21 protein-coding genes are annotated in these 25,267 nt (G+C 53.5%); 8 read left to right on the top strand and 13 right to left on the bottom strand.

Annotated elements, in window-relative coordinates:
• Positions 1-103: 103 nt before the first annotated feature.
• Together gcvP and ABDW36_RS10880 are read left to right on the top strand one after the other, a co-directional pair.
• On the top strand, positions 104-2,980 hold the full coding sequence (gene gcvP, locus ABDW36_RS10885) for an aminomethyl-transferring glycine dehydrogenase (protein ID WP_343701925.1): 2,877 nt from the start codon (positions 104-106) through the stop codon (positions 2,978-2,980).
• A 229-nt stretch (positions 2,981-3,209) separates the two neighbouring features.
• A complete protein-coding gene (locus ABDW36_RS10880; RefSeq protein ID WP_343701924.1) occupies positions 3,210-6,020 on the top strand; it encodes an outer membrane beta-barrel protein in 2,811 nt (936 codons plus the stop codon).
• A gap of 66 nt (positions 6,021-6,086) precedes the next feature.
• Here the strand turns inward: ABDW36_RS10880 and ABDW36_RS10875 are convergent, their stop codons facing one another.
• Positions 6,087-6,596: a DinB family protein gene (locus ABDW36_RS10875; RefSeq protein ID WP_343701923.1), complete on the bottom strand. Its 510-nt coding sequence runs from the start codon at positions 6,594-6,596 to the stop codon at positions 6,087-6,089.
• A gap of 69 nt (positions 6,597-6,665) precedes the next feature.
• On the opposite strand from ABDW36_RS10875, the gene ABDW36_RS10870 reads away from it, so the two are divergent.
• The 3 genes from ABDW36_RS10870 to ABDW36_RS10860 are packed head-to-tail and all read left to right on the top strand — an operon-like array spanning position 6,666 to position 10,072.
• Positions 6,666-8,567 (top strand): CocE/NonD family hydrolase, encoded by a 1,902-nt coding sequence (locus ABDW36_RS10870; RefSeq protein ID WP_343701922.1) that lies wholly within the window; start codon positions 6,666-6,668, stop codon positions 8,565-8,567.
• A gap of 27 nt (positions 8,568-8,594) precedes the next feature.
• Positions 8,595-9,296 carry a hypothetical protein gene (locus tag ABDW36_RS10865; RefSeq protein ID WP_343701921.1) on the top strand — a complete coding sequence of 234 codons (702 nt, stop codon included), beginning with the start codon at positions 8,595-8,597 and terminating at the stop codon, positions 9,294-9,296.
• A 38-nt stretch (positions 9,297-9,334) separates the two neighbouring features.
• Complete coding sequence (locus tag ABDW36_RS10860; RefSeq protein ID WP_343701920.1) at positions 9,335-10,072, top strand: FKBP-type peptidyl-prolyl cis-trans isomerase; 738 nt, start codon at positions 9,335-9,337, stop codon at positions 10,070-10,072.
• A gap of 85 nt (positions 10,073-10,157) precedes the next feature.
• Here the strand turns inward: ABDW36_RS10860 and ABDW36_RS10855 are convergent, their stop codons facing one another.
• From ABDW36_RS10855 to ABDW36_RS10825, 7 genes are read right to left on the bottom strand one after another with little or no spacing between them, the layout of a single operon-like run.
• Positions 10,158-11,153 carry a chorismate synthase gene (locus ABDW36_RS10855; RefSeq protein ID WP_343701919.1) on the bottom strand — a complete coding sequence of 332 codons (996 nt, stop codon included), beginning with the start codon at positions 11,151-11,153 and terminating at the stop codon, positions 10,158-10,160.
• The gene (gene aroA, locus ABDW36_RS10850) at positions 11,150-12,424 is read right to left on the bottom strand and encodes a 3-phosphoshikimate 1-carboxyvinyltransferase (protein ID WP_343701918.1); all 1,275 of its coding nucleotides are present in this window, start codon (positions 12,422-12,424) and stop codon (positions 11,150-11,152) included. Before aroA ends, ABDW36_RS10855 begins: the two co-directional genes overlap by 4 nt.
• Before the next feature lie 9 nt (positions 12,425-12,433).
• On the bottom strand, positions 12,434-13,459 hold the full coding sequence (gene aroB / locus ABDW36_RS10845) for a 3-dehydroquinate synthase (RefSeq protein WP_343701917.1): 1,026 nt from the start codon (positions 13,457-13,459) through the stop codon (positions 12,434-12,436).
• Between the two features lie 22 nt (positions 13,460-13,481).
• The gene (locus tag ABDW36_RS10840; RefSeq protein ID WP_343701916.1) at positions 13,482-14,567 is read right to left on the bottom strand and encodes a chorismate mutase; all 1,086 of its coding nucleotides are present in this window, start codon (positions 14,565-14,567) and stop codon (positions 13,482-13,484) included.
• A 36-nt stretch (positions 14,568-14,603) separates the two neighbouring features.
• A complete protein-coding gene (locus ABDW36_RS10835) occupies positions 14,604-15,446 on the bottom strand; it encodes a prephenate dehydrogenase (protein ID WP_343701915.1) in 843 nt (280 codons plus the stop codon).
• Complete coding sequence (locus ABDW36_RS10830; protein WP_343701914.1) at positions 15,443-16,627, bottom strand: aminotransferase class I/II-fold pyridoxal phosphate-dependent enzyme; 1,185 nt, start codon at positions 16,625-16,627, stop codon at positions 15,443-15,445. The genes ABDW36_RS10835 and ABDW36_RS10830 overlap by 4 nt, the downstream gene beginning before the upstream one ends.
• A gap of 10 nt (positions 16,628-16,637) precedes the next feature.
• A complete protein-coding gene (locus ABDW36_RS10825; RefSeq protein ID WP_343701913.1) occupies positions 16,638-17,468 on the bottom strand; it encodes a prephenate dehydratase in 831 nt (276 codons plus the stop codon).
• Positions 17,469-18,015: 547 nt separating this feature from the next.
• Between ABDW36_RS10825 and ABDW36_RS10820 the strand changes: the two genes are divergently transcribed.
• From ABDW36_RS10820 to ABDW36_RS10810, 3 genes are read left to right on the top strand one after another with little or no spacing between them, the layout of a single operon-like run.
• Positions 18,016-18,369 carry a hypothetical protein gene (locus tag ABDW36_RS10820; RefSeq protein ID WP_343701912.1) on the top strand — a complete coding sequence of 118 codons (354 nt, stop codon included), beginning with the start codon at positions 18,016-18,018 and terminating at the stop codon, positions 18,367-18,369.
• Positions 18,370-18,377: 8 nt separating this feature from the next.
• The gene (locus tag ABDW36_RS10815; RefSeq protein WP_343701911.1) at positions 18,378-18,932 is read left to right on the top strand and encodes a sigma-70 family RNA polymerase sigma factor; all 555 of its coding nucleotides are present in this window, start codon (positions 18,378-18,380) and stop codon (positions 18,930-18,932) included.
• A gap of 18 nt (positions 18,933-18,950) precedes the next feature.
• On the top strand, positions 18,951-20,027 hold the full coding sequence (locus ABDW36_RS10810) for a trypsin-like peptidase domain-containing protein (RefSeq protein WP_343701910.1): 1,077 nt from the start codon (positions 18,951-18,953) through the stop codon (positions 20,025-20,027).
• A gap of 143 nt (positions 20,028-20,170) precedes the next feature.
• On the opposite strand, the gene ABDW36_RS10805 is transcribed toward ABDW36_RS10810, so the two are convergent.
• The 5 genes from ABDW36_RS10805 to ABDW36_RS10785 form a co-directional block, all read right to left on the bottom strand.
• A complete protein-coding gene (locus tag ABDW36_RS10805; RefSeq protein WP_343701909.1) occupies positions 20,171-20,947 on the bottom strand; it encodes a carboxypeptidase-like regulatory domain-containing protein in 777 nt (258 codons plus the stop codon).
• A 149-nt stretch (positions 20,948-21,096) separates the two neighbouring features.
• Positions 21,097-21,282 (bottom strand): CsbD family protein, encoded by a 186-nt coding sequence (locus tag ABDW36_RS10800; RefSeq protein ID WP_343701908.1) that lies wholly within the window; start codon positions 21,280-21,282, stop codon positions 21,097-21,099.
• Positions 21,283-21,352: 70 nt separating this feature from the next.
• On the bottom strand, positions 21,353-22,285 hold the full coding sequence (locus ABDW36_RS10795) for an aldose 1-epimerase (protein ID WP_343701907.1): 933 nt from the start codon (positions 22,283-22,285) through the stop codon (positions 21,353-21,355).
• 128 nt (positions 22,286-22,413) lie between these two features.
• The gene (gene xylA / locus ABDW36_RS10790) at positions 22,414-23,742 is read right to left on the bottom strand and encodes a xylose isomerase (RefSeq protein WP_343701906.1); all 1,329 of its coding nucleotides are present in this window, start codon (positions 23,740-23,742) and stop codon (positions 22,414-22,416) included.
• 12 nt (positions 23,743-23,754) lie between these two features.
• Positions 23,755-25,248, bottom strand: a complete 1,494-nt coding sequence (locus tag ABDW36_RS10785) for an FGGY family carbohydrate kinase (RefSeq protein WP_343701905.1) — start codon at positions 25,246-25,248, stop codon at positions 23,755-23,757.
• Positions 25,249-25,267: the final 19 nt, after the last annotated feature.

The raw sequence follows: 25,267 nt of genomic DNA, 5'->3' as shown, positions 1-25,267 counted from the left end.
CGGCCGGAATATCAGCCCCGTATCCCCCCTGCAGCAGCAGTTTGGCTATTGCTTAAAAACATCATAGCTTTGCGCATTCTTTTCTTAAATACCTGCTTATATCATGAATCTTTTGAATACTTTCAAGAATGAGTTCATTGGCCGGCACATCGGGCCCAATGAAGCGGAGAGCCGTGAGATGCTGGGCAAGATCGGCATCGGGTCACTCGCGGAATTGATCGACAAAACGGTACCTGCGGCCATCCGCATGAAAAATGAGCTGGACATTCCCGAGGCGGTGAGCGAGCACACCTACCTGGGCCAGCTGAAAGATGTTTCCCTGAAAAACAAAGTATTCAAAAACTACATCGGGCAAGGGTATTACGATACCATTACGCCCAGCGTGATATTGCGGAACGTATTTGAGAACCCGGGATGGTATACCCAGTATACCCCCTACCAGGCTGAAATTTCACAAGGCCGCCTGGAAAGCCTGCTCAACTTCCAGACCATGGTGAGCGACCTTACAGACCTGCCTATTGCCAACGCCTCCCTGCTGGATGAGGCTACCGCTGCGGCAGAGGCCATGACCATGTTCTTCAATGCCCTCAACAAAGACCACGATCATATTACCCGCGGCAAGTTCTTTGTAGACGAGCGTGTATTCCCCCAAACCAAAGACGTGGTGCTGACCCGCGCCACCCCGCTGCATATTGAGGTGGTGTTCGGCAATTTTGCCGAGGCAGACATCACAGCGGACTACTTCGGCGCGCTGGTGCAATACCCCGATGCCGAAGGTTCCGTAGCAGACTACCGCGCATTCATAGAAAAAACACATGCCGCCGGCGCTTACGTGGCCATGGCTACAGACCTGCTGGCGCTCACCCTGCTGACCCCTCCGGGAGAGCTGGGCGCAGACGCCGCCGTGGGCAGCGCACAGCGCTTTGGCGTACCCCTGGGCTTCGGCGGGCCGCACGCCGCGTTCTTTGCTACTAAAGACGAATTCAAACGCGCCATTCCCGGCCGTATCATAGGGGTGAGCATAGACGCACAAAACCAGCGCGCGCTGCGCATGGCGCTGCAGACCCGCGAGCAGCACATCAAACGCGAAAAAGCTACTTCCAATATCTGCACGGCGCAGGCATTGCTGGCCAACATGGCCGCCATGTACGCCGTGTACCATGGTCCGCAGGGCCTCAAAAACATTGCCCTCAAAACCACGCTGTTAACAGCCTCGCTGGCCGCCAAGCTGAAAGCCGCCGGCATTCAGCTGCGTAACGGCAGCCACTTTGATACAATTACACTGGAAACCGCGGACGCCAGCGCCATTCACGCCAAAGCAGAAGCGGCCGGCATCAACTTCCGCCGCATCAGCGCCCAGCTGCTGGGTATTTCGCTGGATGAAACGACCGGTGTGGAAGACGTGAACGCCATCCTGGCCGTGTTCGGCGCGGGCAGCATCACCGAAGCAGATGTAGAAAAGGCGGCCAACGGCATTCCCGCCGCGCTGCAACGTACCTCCTCCTACCTGCTGCACCCCGTGTTCAACACCCACCACAGCGAAACGGAGATGATGCGTTACCTGAAGATGCTGGAAAACAAAGACCTTTCCCTTAACACCTCGATGATATCCCTCGGCTCCTGCACCATGAAGCTGAACGCGGCTTCCGAGATGATACCGCTGAGCTGGAACCACTGGAGCAAGATACATCCCTTTGCGCCGCTGGCACAGGTGGGCGGCTACGAGCAGATCGTGAAAGAGCTGGGTGAATACCTCTGCAAGATCACTGCTTTCGACGCCTGCAGCCTGCAGCCCAACTCCGGCGCCCAGGGCGAGTACGCCGGCCTGCTCACCATACGCGGTTACCACGAGAGCCGCGGGGAAGCGCACCGCAACATCATGCTCATTCCTATTTCCGCACACGGCACCAACCCTGCCAGCGCGGTAATGGTTGGGTATAAAGTGGTGATCGTAAAAGCGCTGGAAAACGGGTATATAGATATTGCCGACCTGAAAGCAAAAGCGGAGCAATATAAAGATAACCTGGCCGGTGTGATGATCACCTACCCTTCCACCTATGGTGTATATGAAGAAGGTGTAAAAGACATCTGCAGCATTATTCACGAAAACGGCGGACAGGTATATATGGACGGCGCCAACATGAACGCACAGGTGGGCCTCACCGCTCCCGGCCTCATCGGCGCAGACGTTTGCCACCTGAACCTGCACAAAACCTTTGCCATTCCGCATGGCGGCGGCGGCCCCGGCATGGGCCCCATTTGTGCGGCCAAACACCTGGCGCCCTTCCTGCCCTCTCACGTGTTCCTGCAGGCTTCCGGCAACGGCACCAAACAGGCCCACGCTGTGTCTGCCGCGCCTTATGGCAGCGCCAGCATCCTGCTCATTTCCTACGCATACATCCGCATGCTGGGCCGCCACGGCGTTCGCCAGGCTACGGAATATGCCATCCTCAACGCCAACTACATGAAGGCGCGCCTGGAGAATGCATTTGAAATACTGTATACCGGCGTAAGCGGTACCTGTGCACATGAGTTCATTGTAGACCTGCGGCCGTTCAAGAACACCGCCGGCGTAGAAGCGGAAGACGTGGCCAAACGTTTGATGGACTACGGCTTTCACGCTCCTACCATGAGCTTCCCCGTGCCCGGCACCATTATGATAGAGCCTACTGAAAGTGAGGACAAAGCCGAGCTGGACCGCTTCTGCGACGCCCTGCTGGCTATCCGTGAAGAGATCCGCGCTGTTGAAGAAGGCCGTGCAGACAAAACCAATAACGTGCTGAAACATGCGCCACATACCCAGGCCGTGGTAACCGCTGATGAGTGGGACCGCCCCTACACCCGCCAGCAGGCCGCTTTCCCGCTGGAGTACGTGAAGCAGAACAAATTCTGGCCCTCTGTAAGCCGTATCAATAATACCTACGGAGACAGGAACCTGATCTGCACCTGCGAGCCGGCCAGCGCATACGCTGAAGCCTGATTTTCCGAATAAAGAATTATACATGAAGAAGCTGCATCCTTTACGGTGCAGCTTCTTTTTTGCACTACCGGCAGCTGGCACGGCCCCTGAAAACTCACCTTGTAACACCCACCCTATCCCGCGCCAGCCACCATTCACATCACATTTTCCACCTTTCATAACAGATTTAACTATTTTATTCGTTTTTCTACGAACTATTCGTATATTGATGATTCAAACCCAGGTTTCCATGATCCGAATTATATGCATGTCCCTTTTATGTATGATCTCTTTTGCCGCCACCGCGCAAAAAACCCTCACCGGCAGCGTGGCTGACTCCAGCAGTAAAGACCAGCTGGAAATGGCCACCGTAGCGGCGCAAGACGCTAAAGACAGCAGCCTTATCACCTATACCCTTACAGACAAGGCCGGCGCCTTCAAGCTCACCGGCCTGCCGGCCAACAAGGCCATCCGCCTGCTCATTTCATACACCGGTTACCGTTCCTATATCAGGGTGCTGCAGCCGGGCCACGCGGCAGACCTGGGCCGCATTATGCTGGCGCCGGCGCCCCGGGAACTGAATACGGTGGTGATTGAAGGGGACAGGCCGCCCATCGCCATCCGGAAAGATACCATCGAGTTCAATGCCTCCGCATTTAAAACCCGCACCAACGCGGTAATAGAAGACCTCCTCAAAAAACTGCCGGGCGTAGATGTAGACGATGAGGGAAACATCACCGTGAACGGCAAAAAAGTAACCCGCGTACTGGTAGACGGCCGCGAATTTTTTGGTAACGACCCCAAGCTGGCCACCAAGAACCTCCCTTCCGCTATCGTAGACAAAGTACAGGTGGTAGATACCAAAACAAAACAGGAAGCGCGCATGGGCGTGGAGAAAGACGGAGAAGATAAAACCATCAACGTAACGCTGAAGGCAGACAAGAAAAAAGGCGTGTTCGGCCGCCTGGCGGCCGGTGGCGGCACTGACGAGCGTTTTGAGCTGACCGGCATTGTAAGCGGTTTTGACGGGCCTCGCCAGCTGAGCGTATTGGCTTCTTCCAACAACCTCAACAAGATCGGCTTCACGCAAAGTGAAATGTCTTCCGCCTCGGAAAGAAAAGGCGGCGGCATGTCTGTTTCTTTTTCAGACAACGGCGCCTTCAACATGAACGGTATCTCCTTCGGCAGCGGCGGAGACGGTATCCGCACGGCTACCATGGCCGGCTATAACTATAACGACCAGTGGACGAAAAAACTCAGTGTCAATAACAACTATTTCTACAATAACACAGACTCCCGTTTCATAACGCAAAGGAACACACAGTATAACGACGGGCGTTTGATACGCAGCAACCGCAGCGGCAACGGCCGCAATGCCAACCACCGCTTCAACTTTACACTGGAAACCGAGCTGGACAGCATGACGCAGCTGACCTTTGCTCCTTCTTTCGACTATACAGACATCAGCACCAACGCCGGCAGCCTGGATACCACATGGGCAGACGGCGCATTGCTGAATAACAACACCACCCGCAACCGCAACTCCAGCAGCCGCGTTAACTTCTCCAGCCGGCTGGACATTACCCGCCAGCTGAAAAAGAAAGGCCGCAGCATAGGGTTTAATTTCTCCAATAATAACAGCAACCAGGACGGTTATGCGTTCAACTATTCAGAACGCAACTTCTTTCTGCATGATGTGATAGATTCCACCGCGCTCACAGACCAGCGTAGCACCATGTCTAACACCGTTGAGAATTATGAGGCCACACTGAGATACACCGAGCCTTTGTCCAAAACATGGAAGATGACGGTGGGTTACGGCTTTCAGTACAGCCAGAGCCGCTCTAACCGGCAAACCTACAACTTTGACGAACTGGAGAAAGGCTATACCGACCTGGACAGCAACTATACCAACAAGTTCAAAACCGTTTTCACTTCCCAGAACCCGCAGTTGTCTTTCAACTACAATAACAAACAATGGTCTGCCACCATTGGCGGCATGGCCTATTTCAACGTACTGGACAATTATTCCTACACCACCAGCACTACCTTCCGCCAGCACCAGACCAACTTTGCGCCCAACTCGCGCATCAGCTACAGAACAAAAAAGAACGCCAACTGGAACCTGGGCTACAGCGGCTACATGCAGCAGCCTACACTGGAGCAATTGCAGCCCATTAAAGACAATACCAATACATTGAGCGAGCGCATTGGTAACCCCAACCTGAAACCTTCGTTCTCCCACCGGGTGAACTTCGGGTATAACCGCTTTTCGCCCACCGGCATCGGTATTTTCTCCAACCTCAACTTCAGCCCCGTGATGAACAGGATCACCACCATGGTAAAGGCGCGGCCAGATGGCAGCCAGCAAACGCAGTTCGTGAACGTAGACGGCACTTACAACATGGGTGGCAACATGACCCTCAGCAAAAACAAAAAAGCGAAAGACTACCAGTGGCGCGTAATGGTGAACCTGGGCGGTAACGGCAGCAAGAACGTGAACTTTTCCAACATCAACAACCCCAAGGGAGATACCACCATTCGCCAGAATGAGACCTTTAACTGGTGGATTTATACCGGAGCCTACGGCTCTTACTCTTACAAAGAGCTGTTTGACATCACGCTCAATTACCGCCCCACCATCAGCCTTACAAAATACCCTGCCGGTATCACCACCCAGGGCAACTACGTTATGCACCGCATATCTTTCGGCAGCACCCTGTACTGGCCGGGCAATTTCTCCTGGGAGAACGATATTGTCTACAACTATAATGGCCGTATTACCCCCGGCTTCCAGAAGGGCGTGGCCATATGGAACATGGGCCTGGCGTATGACTTCCTGAAAAACAAAAAGGCGCAGGTGAAGCTCTATGCATATGACCTGCTGCGCCAAAGCAATTCCGTTCGGCGCAACGTAACAGAGTACGCCATTGATGATTCGCAGACCATGATCGTGGAGCAATATTTTATGCTCACCTTCAGCTACAACATCAGCGTGTTCGGCGCCAAGGCCAAAGGCAGCAACCGCCGCGGCCAGGGAGGCGGGTTTATTATCTGGTAACAACCAGTCACCAGCATGAATATAAAAGGCTGTACCCGCGGTACAGCCTTTTGGTTTCAGGGAGTTTTATAGATACCGTTCCTTTATAACATCCTGGTGATGCATAGCGTGGCCTACAATCACATACCCCAGGCTGCGCACGCTCATGGGTTTGTTGCTGGCTATGCCGCTGCGCTCCATTTCCTCTCCGTCCAAAGAACGGAACAGGTGTTCAGAGGCAATGCGCACCACCTGGAATTCCTCCAGCATGTCTGTCCAGCTGCGGTCATCTACCCGCGCCTCTTCCGCGTAGCTGTTCTCATCAAAGGAGGCCAGCGGCGTTGTGTCTCTTCTTGCAAAACGCAGCGCCCGGTAGGCAAAGATGCGCTCCGCATCAATGATGTGCTGCAGCACCTGTTTGATAGTCCATTTGCCGGTAGCATAGGCATGGTTCAGCTTGTTTTCCGGAATCTCGCGCCAGAACTGTAAAGAAACGGCCGTTTGATTGCGGAAAGCCGTCAGCAGATCATCTTCCTTTACCTTGCTGATATAACCGTGGTAAAATTCACCATATTCCGAAGCCAGGGGTCTTGCCATATATCAAAATTTTAACCCTAAGTTACGGCAGATCGGTTATATTTAACATAACTGACCAATTGCCGAAATATGAAGACAAGCCTTGTTCTGCTGCTATGCATTTGCGCCCGGGTAACCCTCTTTGCGCAAAACGCGGCAGACTCCACCTGGTTCCTGGAAAATTACACCAAAAAAGAAGTGCTGATACCCATGCGTGACGGCGTGAAGCTGTTCACGTCCATTTACACCCCCCGGAACAATGCGGAGAAACACCCCGTGCTGCTGACCAGAACGCCCTATTCCTGCGCACCCTATGGTGAAAAGGAATACAGGCCCTTCCTCCGCAAATCTCCCTACTACATGCATTATTTCCGGGAAGGGTATATTATAGTGCTGCAGGATGTAAGGGGAAGGTGGATGAGCGAAGGGGAATTTGTGAACGTGCGGCCCTTCAACCCCAACAAGAAAAGTAAAACGGACATAGATGAAGCCAGTGACACGTATGATACCATTGACTGGCTGGTGAAGAACCTGGCCAATAACAACGGCAACGTGGGCGTATTCGGTATTTCTTACCCCGGCTTCTACTCCACCATGGCCGCCCTCAGCGGGCATCCGGCCCTGAAGGCAGTGAGCCCGCAGGCACCGGTGTCTGACTGGTTCATCGGAGACGACTTTCATCACAACGGCGCTTTTTTCCTCAATGATGCCTTCGCTTTCTATAACGCCTTTGGCAAGCCGCGTCCGCAACCAACCACCGTGCCGCCCACGGGGTACGATTTCGAGGTGGAGGACAATTACAAGTTCTACCTCGAAGCCGGTTCCCTCAAAAACGTGGCCGCCATGATAGGAGACAGCATCCAGTTCTGGAAAGACCTGTACGCCCACCCTACGTACGATAACTGGTGGAAAGCCCGGAACGTACGCAATTTTATAAAGGACATACAGCCAGCATCGTTGGTTGTAGGCGGTACGTTTGACGCGGAAGACTGCTTTGGCGCCTGGGCCACTTACAAGGCCATTGAAAAACAAAGTCCCCAAACCAATAACCGGCTGGTAATGGGCCCCTGGTACCACGGGCAGTGGGCCGCGGCAGACGGTACTTTCATGGGCAACGTACGTTTTGGCAGCAACACCTCGCAATGGTACCAGGAGAATATAGAGATCCCCTTCTTTGATTTTTACCTGAAAGGGAAAGGCAAAGGCCCTAACATGCAGGAGGCCGCCATATTTTTCACCGGGGAGAACCAGTGGAAACAATTCCCTTCCTGGCCGGCCCCCGGCATGCAGGAAAAGGCTATTTACCTGCAACCTGCCGGCAAGCTGGATTTCAGCAAACCCGCTACCGCCAATGCCTACACGGAATACCTCAGCGATCCGGCCAAACCGGTGCCTTATACAGAAGACGTTCATTTTGTACGTACCATCAGCTACATGACGGACGATCAGCGTTTTGCAGCGCGGCGGCCGGACGTGCTGGTGTTCCAGACCGCTCCGCTGGAAGAAGACCTTACGCTGGGCGGCCCGCTGGTGGCAGACCTGCAGGTCAGCATCAGCACAACAGACGCTGACTTTGTAGTGAAGCTCATAGATGTGTTCCCTGACGATTTCAGCTATGGAGCCCCGCCCGTTCCCCCCTCCCACCCGCGTTACACGCCGGCAGGCTACTACCCCATGGGCGGCTACCAGATGCTGGTGCGGGGCGAGCCTATGCGCGGCAAGTTCCGCAACAGCTTTGAAAAGCCAGAGCCCTTTGTACCCGGCAAACCCGCGCAGGTGAAGTTTACGCTGCCGGACATAGCGCATACGTTCAAAAAAGGCCACCGGCTGATGGTGCAGATACAGAGCAGCTGGTTCCCGCTGGTAGACCGTAATCCGCAGCAGTTCACCGATATTTACAAGGCGGAAGACAAAGACTTTATCAAATCGAACATCAGGATATTTCACGATGCAAACAGGCCTTCAAAAATCGTTCTGCCTGTGCTGCATTGATTTTAACCACGTTAAAAAGTACGCAATATGAAACACTTATTTTCAGCAGCACTGCTGCTGCTTACGCATCTTTCTTTTGCCCAGGGCGAGCTGACGGGCGCCTGGCAGCTAACGCCTACCGGCAGCGAACCGCAAACCGTACGCATTATTGAAGACGGGTATTTTATGCAAACCCTGTTTGACCAGGCCGGCAAAAAATTCGTAAGCACCCTGGGCGGCCGCCTTACCGCCTCCGGCGGCAACCTTACGGAAGTGATAGAGTTCAACACGGCTGACAAGGAGAATATTGGCGCCACCAACACCTGCACTTACAAACTGGAAGGCAACCAGCTCACCGTTAACTGCGCCGGCAAAACCTCCACCTGGCAGCGCATAGATGAAGGCAAAGCCCCGCTGGCAGGCACCTGGCGCATCACCGCCCGTGAAAATAACGGGAAAATGGACCCCATGCGCCCCGGCCCCCGCAAAACCCTGAAAATACTTTCCGGCACCCGCTTCCAGTGGGCGGCCATCAACCCGGAAACCAAAGAGTTTTTCGGCACGGGGGGCGGCACCTATACTTTTGAGAACGGCAAATACACGGAAACCATCACCTTCTTCAGCCGCGATAACAGCCGCGTAGGCATGAGCCTGGGCTTCAACGGCAAGGTAGACGGCAAACAGTGGCACCATAGCGGCAAAAGCTCCAAGGGTGACCCAATCAGCGAAATATGGAGCAGGATTGAATAATGTGCCCTATATTGCGCTTCAAATTTTACAGACCCGGTATGATCAGAAAATCCCTGTTTATCGCACTCAGCATGCTGGCGGCTCAAGGGGCCTACAGCCAGAAGAAACCGGCCGCCAAACCTGCAGCGGCCACCAAACCCTTGTTGGTGAGCACGCTGGACTCCGTTAGTTACACCATTGGTAACGACCTGGGGCAGATGCTCAAAGGCCAGGGGCTTGACAGCCTGAACCTGAAACTGTTATTCAAAGCCATTGAAGACCATTACAAGGGCAAAGCGCCCATCCTTTCCGCAGAGCAGGGCACTACCCTGGTGAGGGACTACATCCTGAACAAAAACAAGGCGGAGGGTGAAAAATTCCTGGCGGCCAACAAAAAGAAAGCCGGCGTGGTAACGCTGCCCAGCGGCCTGCAGTACCAGGTGCTTAAAACCGGCACAGGCCCCAAACCCACCACGGGAGACAAGGTGAAGGTACATTACCACGGCATGCTGATAGACGGCACAACGTTTGACAGTTCCATAGACCGCGGCGAGCCGCTGACCATACCGGTAACCAGCGTTATTCCCGGCTGGACGGAAGCGCTGCTGCTGATGCCTGTGGGCAGCAAGTGGAAGCTCTTCATCCCTGCCCAGCTGGCATACGGCGAAAGGTCTGCCGGGCCCAAGATCAAACCCAACAGCGCGCTGGTTTTTGACGTGGAGCTGCTGAACATTGAAGCGGCCGTTCCGGCGCAGGCGCCTGCGGCGCAACCTGCACCGCCGCCTGTGAAGGAGTAAAGCGAAGAAACATATTTAAAGCGAAAAGGGCTGACCGGTATGTAAACCAGGTCAGCCCTTTATAGTTTTATCCAACTATTCCCATCTACTTCCACACCCTTGGCGCGCGCATCTCCAGCAGCATAAAATCCGCCAGCACCATAGCCGTTACGGCTTCCAGCACTACCGGCACGCGCAGGGCAATGCAAAGGTCATGGCGGCCTTTTACGGAAAATTCTTCCACCTGGCCGCTTACGATATTGAGCGTTTCCTGCACTTTGGGCGTGCTGGAGGTGGGCTTCACCGCCACGCGGAATACCAGCGGGTTGCCGTTGGTGATGCCGCCTACCACGCCGCCAGCGTTGTTGGTAGCGGTTTTGCCGCTCTTGTCAATAATGGCGTCGTTATGTTCCAGGCCTTTCATTTTGGCGGCGGCAAAACCGGCGCCGAATTCAATGCCTTTGATAGCAGGGATAGCAAATACGGCATGCGCCAGGTTGGACTCTACAGAATCAAAGAAAGGCTCTCCCAGACCAATAGGCAACCCGTCTACCGTACATTCTACAATACCGCCTACAGAATCTTTGGCGGCAATGGCCGCTTCCAGGCCTTGCTCTGCATCCGGGTAGCCGCCTACTTCTTTCAGCACGGCCTTTACCTGGATGTTGCTGCCCAGAATCTTTTTGGCAATAACACCGGCTGCCACCAGGTTGAGAGTGAGGCGCCCGCTGAAATGGCCGCCGCCGCGATAGTCTTCAAAACCGCCGTATTTCTGTGTAGCCACAAAATCTGCATGGCCCGGGCGGGGAAACTCGCGCAGCTTGGCGTAGTCGGCACTGCGGGTGTTGTTGTTCTCGAACAGGATGGTAACGGGTGCGCCCGTAGTATGATCGTTGAACACGCCGGATTTCAGGAAAGGCAGGTCATCCTCCTTGCGGGGGGTGGTGCCTTTGGCGCCGGCTTTACGCCGCTCCAGGTCCGGCAGAAAATCTTCCTGTTTTAAAGGAATACCCGCCGGCACCCCGTCTATGTTGACGCCCACACTTTCTCCGTGAGACTCGCCAAAAACATTTACCCTGAAAATTCTTCCGAAGCTGTTCATGATTGTACTTTTTCTTCTTTGGTAACTGCAGCGCCCAGCGCGGCAATATGGTCATAAAATTCCGGGTAGGATTTATTGATGGCCTCCGCATTGTCTATCGTTACCGGGCCGCTGGCCGTGAGGGCCGCCACGGCGCAGGCCATGGCAATACGGTGGTCGTTATGCGAATGTACGGAGGCGCCCTTGATGCCGGTGCCGCCGTGTACCAGCATGATGTCTCCCTCCAGGTCTATGCGGATGCCCATTTTCCCGAACTCCTGCTGCAGGGTGAGGCCGCGGTCACTTTCCTTGTGCGCCAGGCGGCTTACGCCCTTGATGCGCGTAACACCGTTGCAGTTGGCCGCCAGCGCTACCAGCGGGGGGAACAGGTCCGGACAATCTGTAGCGTCTATTTCAAACGGCTTCAGCTCCTTTTTGGCAATGATCATGGTGAACATGCCCGGCAGTATTTCCGCACCGGCTTTTTCGAGCGCTTCCATAATGGCCTTGTCTGACTGCGCGCTTTGCGTATTGAGGTGATGTACTTCCGCTTTACCGGCTACGGCGGCGGCTACCAGCAGAAACGCGGCGCCGCTCCAGTCTCCTTCCACGGTGTATTCTACCGGGCGGTATTCCTGTTTGCCGTCAAAGTGGAACACTTCAAAGTTCTCTTCGCGCACCTTCACCCCGAAATGCTCCATGATCTGCAGCGTTAAGGCAATGTAAGGTTTGCTTTTCAGGTCTTTCACCGTAATGGCCGCCTTGTCTGCCACGGCTCCGAAGGCCATCAGCAGGCCGGTCAGGAACTGGGAGGAAAGAGAACCGTCTATGGTAATGTTGTTGGCCTGCAGGGGGCCTTTGATTTCCAGCGGCAGCTTGCCTTCCCTGCTTTTGATCTGTACGCCCAGCTGCGGCAGCACTTCTTCAAAGAAATGCATAGGCCTGGTTACCAGGCTGCCGTGGCCGTTGATGGTGATGGCCATGTCTGCCAGCGCGGCAATGGGGGTAAACATGCGGATGCCCAGGCCGGACTCTCCGCAGTTGATCTCGTCATAGAAAGGCTGTACGCCTTTGCCGGTGATGTGGATAGACTCATCTACCCGCTTCACCATAGCGCCCAGGTGTTCCGCCACTTCCAGCGCGGCCAGGCAGTCATTGCTCAGCCCGGGGTTGTGTATGATGGTTTTCCCTTTCGCCAGCAGCGCCGCTGCCACCGCACGCTGCATAGCGCTCTTGGAGGGGTTGGCAGTAACGGAGCCGTTGATGGCGGAAGGTGAAATGGAAACTCTCATAATTGACTGTTACAGTTCTTTTAATATTTGTTTCAGCTCTTCAAGAGGGATCGGGTGGGTGGTAGCCTTCCCGATCTCTTCCAGCAGTACAAAGTGAATATGGTCTTTCTCTCGCTTTTTGTCCAGCCTGAAAATATTGAACACCTCATCCTTGTCTGACTGCATGGTTACCGGCAGGCGGTAGTCATTGATCAAACGGATGAGCCGGTTGGTTTGTTCGGATGGCAGCTTGGTTATTTTTTCGGAGATCTTAGCAGCCGCTACCATCCCGATGGCCACCGCCTGGCCGTGTGCAATGTTTTCCAGCTTTTCAACCGCGTGCCCCAGGGTATGACCAAAATTCAGCCAGCGGCGTACACCGCTTTCGAACTCATCTTCCAGTACAAATTTGGTTTTGATCGCCACCGATCTTTCCACCAGGTATTGCAGTATGCTGACGTCCTGCTCCATGGCCTTGTCTTTATTGTTTTCCAGGTAGGTAAACAATTCCGCATCATATATGCAGGCATACTTGATGATCTCTGCAAAGCCGTTGCACCATTCCGTTTCCGGCATGGTGGCCGGCAGGCTGTAGTCGAACAGGATGAAGGCGGGCTGGTTGATGGTGCCCAGCATGTTTTTATGCATGCCGTGGCTGACCCCGTTCTTGCCGCCAATGGAAGCATCTACCTGGGCCAGCAGTGTGGTGGGCACAAACCCGAAGGGAATGCCCCGCATGTAAATGCTGGCCGCAAAGCCCGTAAGGTCTGTCAGCATACCGCCGCCAATGCCTACCAGCATGGTTTTCCGGTCTGCTTCCAGCTCAATGAGGCCGTTGATGATCTGTTCCACCACGTCCATCGTCTTGTTTTCTTCGCCGTCAGGCACTACCAGCTTTTTCCAGCCGGGCAGCACTTCAGCATAGTGATGGTCTACGTTCTCGTCCAGCAGCAGAATGGTACGGTCTTTATTGACATATTCCGCCAGGTTGGCCAGGCTTTCGCCCAGGTAATACTTCGTGGTGGAATGTTGAAAGCGGTGCGATTGCGTTATCATATGTTATACTGAAAAAATAGGCTTAGTCGTTCATCACTTTGTTCTGGCGGTTGATTGATTCCAGGTGTACCGCATCAAAGTATTTCAGTACGAAATCTTTGGTGAGGCCCAGCTTTTCACCGGCACGGATGCCACGGTCCAGTATCTCGTTCCAGCGGTTGGTCTGCAGAATGGTGATGTTGTTCTCTTTTTTGTACAGGCCGATCTTTTCAGCGATTTTCATGCGGTTGCCCAGCAGCAGCATAATTTCATCGTCAATACCGTTGATCTGGTTGCGCAGTTTTTCCAGGGCGGTGTTGAACTCTTTCTGGTCTGTACGCTCGTGCCTCCAGGTGATGTTGTCCAGCAGCTCACCGAATTTTTCCGGGGTGATCTGCTGTTTGGCATCGCTCCATGCGTTGTCAGGGTCTACGTGCGTTTCCAGCATCAGGCCATCGTAATCCAGGTCAATTGCTTCCTGGGCAACAGCCTGCAGAATATCGCGGCGGCCGCTGATGTGGCTGGGGTCGCAGATCATGGGCAGCTCAGGGTGGCGGCGTTTCAGCTCAATGGCCAGGTGCCACATGGGAGCGTTCCTGTATTCAGTATTGCCGTAGCTGGAGAAGCCGCGGTGAATGAGGCCCAGCTTTTCAATGCCGGCTTTCTGGATGCGTTCTACCGCACCGATCCACAGCTCCAGGTCAGGGTTGATGGGGTTCTTGATGAGCACGGGCACTTTCACGCCTTTCAGCGCATCGGCCACATCCTGCACGGAGAAGGGGTTTACTGTGGTGCGGGCACCTATCCAGAGAATGTCTACGCCGAAGTGCAGCGCGTCTTCCACCTGCTTGGCGGTAGCTACTTCCACGGCAACCGGCATACCGGTCAGTTCTTTGGCTTTCTGCAGCCAGGGCAGGCCTTTGGGGCCAATGCCTTCAAAAGAACCGGGGCGTGTGCGGGGTTTCCAGATGCCTGCACGCAGCACATCCACTTTACCTGTTTTAGACAGCGCCAGCGCTGTGGCCAGCACCTGCTCTTCTGTTTCTGCGGAGCAAGGCCCGGAAATGATCAGCGGCTTTTTGTCTGAAGCCGGATCGGCGAATTTTGTTTTTGCTAAGATCTGTTCCATTGTAATATGACGTGTTAATAAATTACTGAATCTTGTTTATTTCAGGATCTTCCTGATCTTGTTGCTTTTCTGTATCAGCTTGTAAAAAGTATCGTAGTCTTCTTCCTGCAGCAGCTTTTTCATTTGCTCCAGCTGGTGAATATGTTCTTCCAGCACGTCCAGCACGTTGTTGCGGTTGTGCTTGAAAATGGGCACCCACATATCAGGCGAGCTTTTGGCGAGGCGCACGGTAGATTCAAAACCACCGCTGGCCAGCTCAAAAATGCGGCCCTGCTCCTTTTCCTTTTTCAGCACGGTCAGCGCCAGGGCAAAGGAGGTGATGTGGGAGATGTGAGACACGTAGGCCGTGTGCAGGTCATGCTCTTCCGCGTTCATGTACACAGTGCGCATGCTCAGCTTGTCTACCATGGCCTCTACCAGCTCCAGCGCATCTTCATCGCTGTTCTTCACATCACAGAGCACCATTGTTTTTTGCGCAAACAGGTTGCGTACGGCAGCTTCCGGCCCGGAATACTCCGTGCCGGCCATGGGGTGGGCGGCTACGAAGCGCCCCCGTTTGGGATGACCGGCAACGAGCTGCAATAGTTTCTGTTTGGTGGAGCCTACGTCCATGATCACATGCTGCGGGCCCACCTTGTCAAGAATAGAGGTAAGGGTCTGGAGCAGGGCATCTACCGGTATGGCCAGTATGATCAGCTGGCTGCGGCTCATGGCATCTTCCAGGCTGGAGCCTTCATCAATGATGTTCAGCTCCTGCGCCCTTTTCAGGTTCTCTTCGTTAAAGTCTACACCGATCACCCAGTTGGCCACCCCCTTTTCCTTGAGGCTGATGGCCAGCGAGCCGCCTATTAATCCTACTCCTACTACGGTTGCTATCATATTTTCACAGTTTGGGATACAGGGATGGATTGTTGCACCCGGCTGATGGCCTCTTCAAACACCTGCTCGCTGCGGCAGAGGCTTACGCGGATGTAACCGTTGCCATTGGCGCCAAAGATGCCGCCAGGCGTAATGAACACATGAGCCTTCTGCAGCACCTCATCGCTCACCGCAAAACCGTCTTTATACCCGGCCGGAATTTCCGCCCAAACGAACATGCCGGTTTGCGCGGTATCGTAACGGCAACCCAGCAGGTTGAGCAGTTCAAATACTTTTTTGCGGCGGCCGGCATAAATACCGTTCAGCTCCGCATACCACTCGGGCCCCAGCTCAAGCGCCGCTACCGCGGCCATTTGTACGGGCTGAAACATGCCGGAGTCCATATTGCTTTTGAAGCGCAATACATCGTTCAGCAATTCCGCGCGGCCCGCCAGCATGCCCACGCGCCAGCCGGCCATATTGCCGCTTTTGCTGAGGGAGTTCAGCTCCAGCGCCACTTCCATGGCCCCCGGCGTAGCCAGCAGGCTAGCCGGTTGGTCATTCAGGATGAAGCTGTACGGGTTATCATGACAAAGCAGTATATGATGTTTTTTGGCGAAGGCCACCAGTTTCTCAAAAGTGCCGGCCAGGGGCTGCGCGCCGGTAGGCATATGCGGGTAGTTCACCCACATGAGCTTCACCCGGCTCAGGTCTGTTCTTTCCAGCACCTCCAGGTCTGGCTGCCACGCGTTGGCCGCGCTCAGGGAGTACGTTACCGGCGTGGCGCCGCTCAGCTGCACGGCAGAGCGGTAGGTAGGGTAGCCGGGGTCCGGGATCAGCGCCTCATCACCTTCCTGCAAAAAGGTCATGCAGATATGCATAATCCCTTCCTTGGAGCCGATGAGGGGCAGCACTTCACGCTCCGCATCCAGCGTTACGCCGTAGAAGCGGCCGTACCAGGCGGCCATGGCCTGCCGGAGGGCGGGTATGCCTTTGTAGCCCTGGTAAGCATGGGTGCCGGGTTTGGCGGCATGCTCATTCAGTGCCGCTACCACGGAGGGATGCGGCGGTAGATCGGGGCTCCCGATGCCCAGGTTGATCACATTTGCACCCGCTTTGTTCATCTCGTCTATTTCCCGCAGCTTGCGTGAAAAGTAGTACTCTTCGGTGTGTTGTAATCTTTTGGCTACAGTTGGTTGCATGAGTGTATGATTAATTGTGCGTTTTGCCTTTTTTGTAAATGCCCAGCACCGTCAGGTGTTCTGTGAGCGGTGTAATTTTTTTCAGCGCCTGCTGGAAATGAGCGAGGGTGTCGAATTCCATATCTGCGTGAAAATAATAATGCCACTCCCTTGCCGGTATGGGAAAACTCTGGATCTTGCTCAGGTTGATGCCTTCTGCGGCTATTTTGGTGAGCACTTTGGCCAGGCTTCCCCTTTCATTGGAAGTCTGGAAATATACGGAAGATTTGTTGGCATCTGCCGGCGCCTCTACCCCGTTCCGGGAAATGGCCAAAAAGCGGGTATAATTATTTTTGGCCGTGTGAATGTTGGGGGCGATGATGTCCAGCTCAAAGATCTCTGCCGCCAGCTGGCCCGCAATGGCCGCGGTGGACTTCAGCTTCTTCTGGCGCACATGCTTGGCGCTGAGGGCCGTGTCTTCCGTTTCCACCAGCTTGATCTGCGGGTATTGGGCCAGGAAGTCCATACACTGCAACAGGGCCATGGGGTGGGAATGCACCTCGCGGATGTCTTCAATGGTTTGCCCCGGCAGCACCATGAGCTGCTGGTTAATTTGCAGGTACAGCTCCCCGATGATGTGCAGCCCGGAGTTCTTCAGCAGGCTGTAATTGGGGAGGATGCTGCCGGCAATGGAGTTTTCAATGGCCATCATACCGGCTTCCACACCGGCCTCACCGTTCTTTACCTTTCGCACCAGCTCCGGAAAGGAAGCGCAGGCTTCAATGGTATGCTGCTTGCCGAAGTACTTTTGTACGGCTATCTGGTGGAAACTTCCTTCAAATCCCTGAATTGCTATGTGCATAAAAACTGGTTCGTATTTGTATAAAAAAAGGGCCCCGCGAGCCGGGACCCTTCAATGTGTACGTTTATGATAAACTGTTGTTACAAGAGAGTCCCGCTTTCTTCCTGGTAAAAGAAAAAATAAAAGAAATAAAGGCTAAAGCTCTTTTGTGACATATATTCAGTTTATTGTAATTCATTGTAATAAGAAAGGCCCCCTTTTTCAGGAGGCCCGTTATATTTTCAGCTATTTAAACAACAACGAACCTCCTATTCCTGGAACCAGAAAAAGTAAAAGCCGTAAAAGTAACCAAAGGTGCGTTGTTGCATTGCTTGTTTGCTTTATTGTTTGATGGTACAAAAGTAAGGCAGGGTTTCAATTATTCAAACAGGAGTATGAAAAAATATATTTCATCAAACAAAATATAGTTTTCAATAGAATTTATTCAACAACCATCCCCTTCTGCGCGAATATGAATATCGGAAGGGCTGATTGTATGCTATAGCAAATATTTATATACCAAAAAAAGTCCCGGCCGAAGGGGCCGGGACCGGATAAATATCCTTGATTGCTTGCCTATAATTATTTAGCAGAGTCAGCAGGAGCTACAACAGCAGAATCAACTGCGGCAGCAGCAGTATCTACAACAGCAGCAGAATCAACAGGAGCGGCAGTGTTTACAGCGCTGTCGATAGAAGCAGAATCACTATTGTTGCTGGTAGAAGAACTGTTACAAGCTGCTACGAAAAGACCGAGGGCGAGAGCCAGGAAACCTACTTTTTTCATTTTAATCGTTTTTAAGGTTTTTGAAATGAGATTTATACTTTATACCCGGCCCGGCAAAAAGGTAACCCGCCGTTTTGAAAAAAATTTTTTTGGTTACTTTGGGTTACTAAAAGACGTTAATCGTATTAATAAGTGAATAATCTTTTGCAAATAGAACGGGACAAGGAGCTGTTGCTGGGATTGGCAGCCAATGACGACAAATCACTGGAAACCATCTACTTAGAGAATTTTCCGGTGATTGCCAGAATGGTTTTACAGAATAACGGGTCAGAAGATGATGCAAGGGACGTTTTCCAGGAGAGTATGATAGTGTTGTATGAGAAGGTGCAGGAGGGCAATTTTATTCTTTCCAGCCGGCTAAAAACCTTTCTTTACGCGGTTTGCCGGCGCATCTGGCTGAAAAAGCTGCAACAATCGGCCATCCAGGGGCCTATTTACGAGGAACTGGAGGAAACGGCCGCAGCTGAAGAGGCCCTGGAGGCCCAGGTGGAAAAAGACCAGCAGTTTACTCTCATGGAGGAGGCGCTGGGCAAAATGGGAGAGCCCTGCAAAACCATTCTGGAAGATTATTACGTACAAGGCAGGTCTATGCAGGAGATTGCGGAACGGTTCGGTTATACGAATGCGGAAAACGCCAAGAACCAGAAGTACAAGTGCCTGATGCGGCTGAAAAAATTATTCTTTGCTCAACATAAATAAGTCCCGGAGGAGGCTGAAATGAACGATATACATTTAATACAGGAAATAGAGCGCTACCTCGATGGCGAAATGAGCGTTCCGGAACGGGAGGCCTTTGAGGCCCTCTGCCGCAACAATCCTGCCATTGACCAGCAGGTGGCCGAGCACCGTTTGCTGCTGCAGCAAATGCGCGCCAATGCCGCGCGGAAAGACCTGCTCCGCCGCATGGACGCCATCCATGCCAAAGCGGAGATGCCGGTGGTAACCAAACCATCCGCTCCGGTTATCAATATGCGCAGCCGGCGTACCTGGCTGAACCTGGCCGCAGCCGCCTGCATTGCCCTGGTAACCTCCCTGGCTACCATGGCCGTGATGCAGCGCGCAGTCAAAAATTCCTCTTCTGCCCAGTATGAAGACGTGAGAAGGGTGCTCAACAACATGCAGCGCTCCCAGAACGCCCTTATCCGAGATATCAAAAGCAATAACAAGGCTCCCCTCAACCCCGGCACCTATGGCGGCACCTGCTTCGCCATTTCCCGGAACGGTTATATGGTTACCAATTATCATGTAATTGCAGGGGCTGACTCCATTTATATCCAGAACAACAAAGGCGAAGCCTTCAAGGCCGTCAGCATTTTCGAAGACGTTTCCAGCGACCTGGCGGTGCTGCGCATTGCAGACTCCACCTTCCGCTCCGCGCCCCTGCCCTATGCCCTGAAACAGCAAGCCATCCGTCCGGGTGAAGAAGTGTTCAGCATGGGCTTCCCGAGAGATGAAATTGTATACGGCAAAGGCTATATCAGCGCCCAAACCGGTTTCAACGGAGATACCCTGGCCTACCAGGTATCCATACCCGTCAACCCCGGCAATAGCGGCGCCCCCCTGCTAGATGCAAATGGTGAAGTAATAGGCATCATCACCGGCAAACAGTCTTCTTCAGACGGTATTGCGTTTGCGGTGAAATCAGGCCACCTGAAACGCCTGCTGGACGAATTGCCGAAAGACAAGTATTCAAAAAATGACCTGAAACGCAAAAGCCAGCTCATAGGCCTTAGCCGTGTAGATCAATTAAAAAAGCTGGAAGATTTCGTATATATGGTGAAGGTGTATAACTAAGCAGCCACACAGCGAAATTAGAAATGAAAAATAAAGGAAATAGCCGGAGATGATCCGGCTTTTCCGTTTTATGCCTTTACGGGAAGCATGGACAAAAGAGAGGGGGAATACGAAAATTGCATCGTATTCCCCCTTTCCGTTTTTTATTGTAATACGTCAGGTTTCAATGTAACGTTCGGGTCTTTTCTCCACTGTTTGGCCCTTACCGATATCCAGAAAATAAGGGTCTCATTGTTCATACCCCGCAGCATTTCATATGTAGGCGTATACTTTTGCGTAAACCGGAGGAGGGAATCTCCGCCAAGCCCGGTTACCCGGCTCACAAATGATTTGGAATACCGGTAATCCACATATGCCTGCTTCTCATGCTCATCAAAGAGCTTCTTGAACTTGCGCAGGTCTTTTTCCTTGCGGGAACCGCGGGTAAAAGGACTGAACACCAGGCCAAAGCCGCCCGTGCTTCTCTTGGAAGTGTCTACCAGCGTGCGGTTGCGCGTTTCCAGCCAGGGCTTGAACTCTTCGTACCGGGCAATGGAGTCCAGCTGGTAAGGGTTCCATTTACCGGACACCTCCACCTCCTGCAGGAAACTTTCCCGGAGCTTGAGCCGGACGTCATGTACCTCCGTACCCGCCGTATTGCGTACTTTAAAACTGTCTGGCACATAACCGATGAAGGAGATCAGTATTTCGTCTCCCATATTGGCGTTAATGCGGTAATACCCGCCGTTGTCTGAAAACGTACGGGCGCCGGTGGTCTTGTTGCGGATGGTGGCGGGGTACAGCACCAATTTCCCTGACTCGTCAGTGATCTGGCCGCGCACAAGCACTGGCGATTCAAATTGAGCATGGGCCGTGTTGGTAATGCCTCCTGCCAGCAGGCAGGCTAGTGCGAAGAAGAGGAACAGTCTGGTGGATTGCATATGATTATTAACAAATATGCACCAAAATAGTTAAGCAAGTCTGTTCTGTACTACAGCAGCCTGTTAAATGTATCCTAAAATAGCGTTTCCGGCGCACCATGCGAGGTACCACCGGAAACGGCCATAGTGCTGTTCTTTTTGCTTTTTTTTTACAAAGACCGGATGAGTGATATCACTTCATCCCTGCTTTTGCCCAGCTTTATCTGGATCTGGCCTATCAGCCTGTCGTCTTTCCCATGTTCGTAGCGTAGATCGGAATCCGACAAATCCGCAAACATGCTTTTCAGCTTTTCTTTGATCTCGTTCCACCGGTCCTTGATCATCAGGATGTCCATACCATCAGATTTAATTGTGAATAATAAGGGGTCTGCGGTATGAAATTCAAAGTTTGTGCCAAAACGGCTGTTATCCCCTCACACGCAGTGTGGTACTGAATTGCAGGCTTTCTCCGGGGGCCAGCTTTACCAGTCCCAGGCCATTATTGAAGGCATTGGGCGCGCCGGTGAGGTTCTCTATGGCAATGCTCCTGCGGTGGGGAGGCGTGTACACCTGCAATACGGGGTAGCCGGTAGAAGGATAAAATTCTATGGTCACCTGCTCCCGCGGGTCATGCAGGGTGCATAACGGGGAGGACTGCTTGAAGTCCAGCAGGAAAGAATTATCCAGCTCCACCCCTTCCAGCTTTTTAGCTTTCGTAAACGATGTATAGGGCAGCAGTTTGCCGGTGGGTATCAGTTTTTCGTCAAATTCCACTATTTCTGTTGACCAGAACTGCAGCTCCAGCTCGTCTACCGTGCCGCCGGTGGTGAAATACGGATGCCAGCCGTCCATCACCGGGATGGTTTCTCCGTGGTGGTTGAGAATGGAGGTGGAAATCTCCAGCGTATTGTCCGCCTGCAGCCGGTAGCGCACGTTGCAGGTGTACGGGAAGGGATAGCCGGGATCCCAGCCTTTGTAGTGGTACTCAAGATCTATCACGGCATCCTGGCTGCCGGCCTCTTCCAGTATAAGGGTGAAAGCCTGGTCATACAGCAGGCCGTGTATGGGCGATTTCTGTATTTTCCTTTCCACGCCGTTCCACTGGTAGGTGGCGTCTTTGATGCGGCAGGCAAAAGGGCTGAGCTTTACACTTTTGAAGCTGTCTTGTATACGGTTGTTATACTCATCCATGCTGCCGTAGCTGTCTATCACATTGAGAGGGCCCTTGCCGCGCGGAATGATAAAACCATGCAAAAGCGCTCCCAGTGAAGGTATTACCTGTACGCGGGCGCCATCGTCATCAGCCAGCTCAATAATATCAAAACCGTTTTCGGAAAGGTGTTGTATGGAGAATGCCATCTTTTTTCCGCGCAAAATACAAAAAGGCACGGAGGAGGGGAAGTAAAATAAGCGCTACGTTCAGCAAATTAAAAAGGACAGGCTATGTACAGCCTGCCCTTGTTGTATCAGTTGATAGTTGTGTTGCATCAAATATACTGGTTCACCAGGTTCTCCAGCCACTCCTGCCTGCCGCTGGTCTGCTTCGGTTCGCCGTTGGCCATTGCAAAGCTGCGCAGGTCTTCCAGCGTCAGTTTTCCTGATTCAAATTCCTTGCCTTTGCCGCTGTCAAAAGAAGCATAACGTTCCTCCCGGAACTTTTTATAGGGAGATTCGCGCAGTATGCGGTCTGCAATGAAAGCAGCGCGGGCAAATGCGTCCATGCCGCCAATGTGGGCGTGGAAGATGTCTTCCAGGTCTGTAGAGTTGCGGCGGGTTTTGGCATCGAAGTTAACGCCTCCCCCGGCAAAACCGCCGGCTTCAAGTATCACCAGCATTGTTTCCGTCAGCTCGTTCAGGTTCATAGGGAACTGGTCTGTATCCCATCCGTTCTGGTAATCTCCGCGGTTGGCGTCTATGCTGCCCAGCATGCCGGCATCGGCGGCTACCTGCAGCTCATGCTGGAAGGTGTGGCCGGCCAGGGTTGCGTGGTTCACTTCGATATTCAGCTTGAAATCCTTGTCCAGCCCATATTCCCGGAGAAAACCTATCACCGTGGCGCTGTCATAGTCATACTGGTGTTTGGTAGGCTCGCAGGGTTTGGGCTCAATAAAGAAAGTGCCCTTGAAGCCTTGTTTGCGCGCATAGTCACGCGCCATGCCCAGGAAACGGCCCAGGTGGTCCAGCTCCCTTTTCATGTTGGTGTTGAGCAGCGTCATGTAACCTTCACGGCCGCCCCAGAACACGTAGTTCTCACCGCCCAGGGCAATGGTAGCGTCCAGCGCATTTTTCACCTGTGTGCCGGCATAGGCTACCACGGCAAAATCAGGATTGGTAGACGCCCCGTTCATGTAACGCGGGTTGCTGAACACGTTGGCGGTGCCCCAGAGCAGCTTTACGCCGCTGGCCTGCTGCTTCTGCTTCGCATATTCCACTATCTGCTGCATGTGGCTTTCGTACTGGGTGAGGCTGCTGCCTTCGTCTACCAGGTCTATATCATGAAAACAATAGTACGGTACGCCCAGTTTGGTGATAAATTCAAAAGCGGCGTCCATCTTGTCTTTGGCCTGCTGTACGGGGTCTGCCGCAGTAAGCCAGGGAAAGGCTTTGGTACCCGGGCCGAAGGGATCTCCGCCGGTGCCGCAGAAGGTATGCCAGTAGCTTACGGCAAACTTGAACAGCTCGCGGAGAGATTTTCCGTTGATCTGCTTGGTTTCGTCATACCACTTGTAGGCAAGCGGGTTGTCTGACTTGGGACCTTCATACTGGATCTTTCCGACAGAAGGAAAATAAGTTTTGTTACCGGTGATGATATTCATAATAACAGGTTTTTACATTGTTGACAAAATCTGCTGCAGACGGGCGTCCCATTTCGTGTAGGCTGCTGTATAGGCCTGCTGTTTTTCTTTTTCCGGGGCAATGGTGGCCAGGCATTCCATGCCGATGAACGCGTCTTTCATAGAAGCATAATAGCCACTGCCTACACCTGCGGCGCGCGCGGCGCCCAGGGCACCGTCTGTATTATACAGCTCAATGGTAACGCCTGCGGTGTTGGCAAAGGCTTCCCGGAAAAGGGGACTGAGGAACATGTTGGCTTTGCCCGCCCTCACGCGGTTGATCTGCAGGCCCATATCCCGCATAATGTTCACACCGTAAGTAAGCGCGTTCACAATGCCCTCCTGCCCTGCCCTCAGCAGGTGCGCCTGCTGGTGCACGCCGAAGGCCAGGCCTTCTATGCTGGCGCCGGGCAGGCGGTTGGCCAGTATCCTTTCCGCACCGTTGCCGAAGGGGAATACCTGCAGGCCTTCTGCTCCAATGGGCGCCATGGCGGCCAGTTCGTTCATGCTGTTATAGTCCATGCCGCCGGCAATGGAACGCAGCCAGCTGTTGAGAATGCCGGTGCCGTTGAGGCACATCAGCACCCCGTTGCGGATGGCTTCCGGCCGGTGGTTGACATGGATGAAGGTGTTGACCCTGCTTTGCTCATCGTAGGCTACCTGGTTGTGCACAGCGTACACTACGCCGGAGGTACCGGCGGTAGTGGCGGCTTCTCCCGGCTCCAGCACATTGAGCGAAAAAGCGTTGTTGGGCTGGTCTCCCGCGCGGTAAGTAACAGGGATGCCTGCGCGCAGCTTCAGCAGCTCCGCGGCTTTGGCCGTGAGGCGGCCCTGCTCACCGAAAGTAGGCACCACGCGGGATAACAGGGCGGGGTCTATGTTGTATTGTTCCAGTAAAGGGGCAGATACCTTCTGTTCAGCAAAGTCCCAGAAGATGCCTTCAGACAGGCCGGACAAAGTGGTGCAGGCTTCACCGGTGAGGCGCATGGCTATAAAATCTCCCGGCAGCATGATGTGCCTGATCTTTGCGTATACGTCCGGTTCATGCTGCTGTACCCAGCGCAGTTTTGAGGCGGTGAAATTGCCGGGGGAGTTGAGCAGGTGCGGCAGGGTGTAGCCCTGGCCCAATGCAGCGGCTGCGGCATCTCCAATGCTGACGGCCCGGCTGTCACACCAGATAATGGAAGGCCGCAATACCTGCTGCTGCTCATCCACGCATACCAAACCATGCATCTGGTAGGCAATGCCGATAGCATTTACGGCAGCCGCATCAAAAGGGTGTTGTTGCTGCAGGGCATGCGTGGCTTTCACCACTTCCTGCCACCACATTTCAGGGTCTTGCTCCGCCCAGCCCGCACGTGGTACCTTTATGGCCAGCTCTGCGGCAGAACCGGTAGCGGCGGCCAGGCAGCGGCCGGTAGCGGCATCCAGCAGGGTGGCTTTAATAGACGAAGAACCAATATCGTAGCCGATCAGGTATGCAGACATGGAAAAAATAATTATTCAC

Source organism: Chitinophaga sp., assembly GCF_039596455.1.
Classification (GTDB): Bacteria; Bacteroidota; Bacteroidia; order Chitinophagales; family Chitinophagaceae; genus Chitinophaga.
Note: the sequence above shows the minus strand (reverse complement) of the source record. Positions and strands in the feature narration are given on the sequence as shown.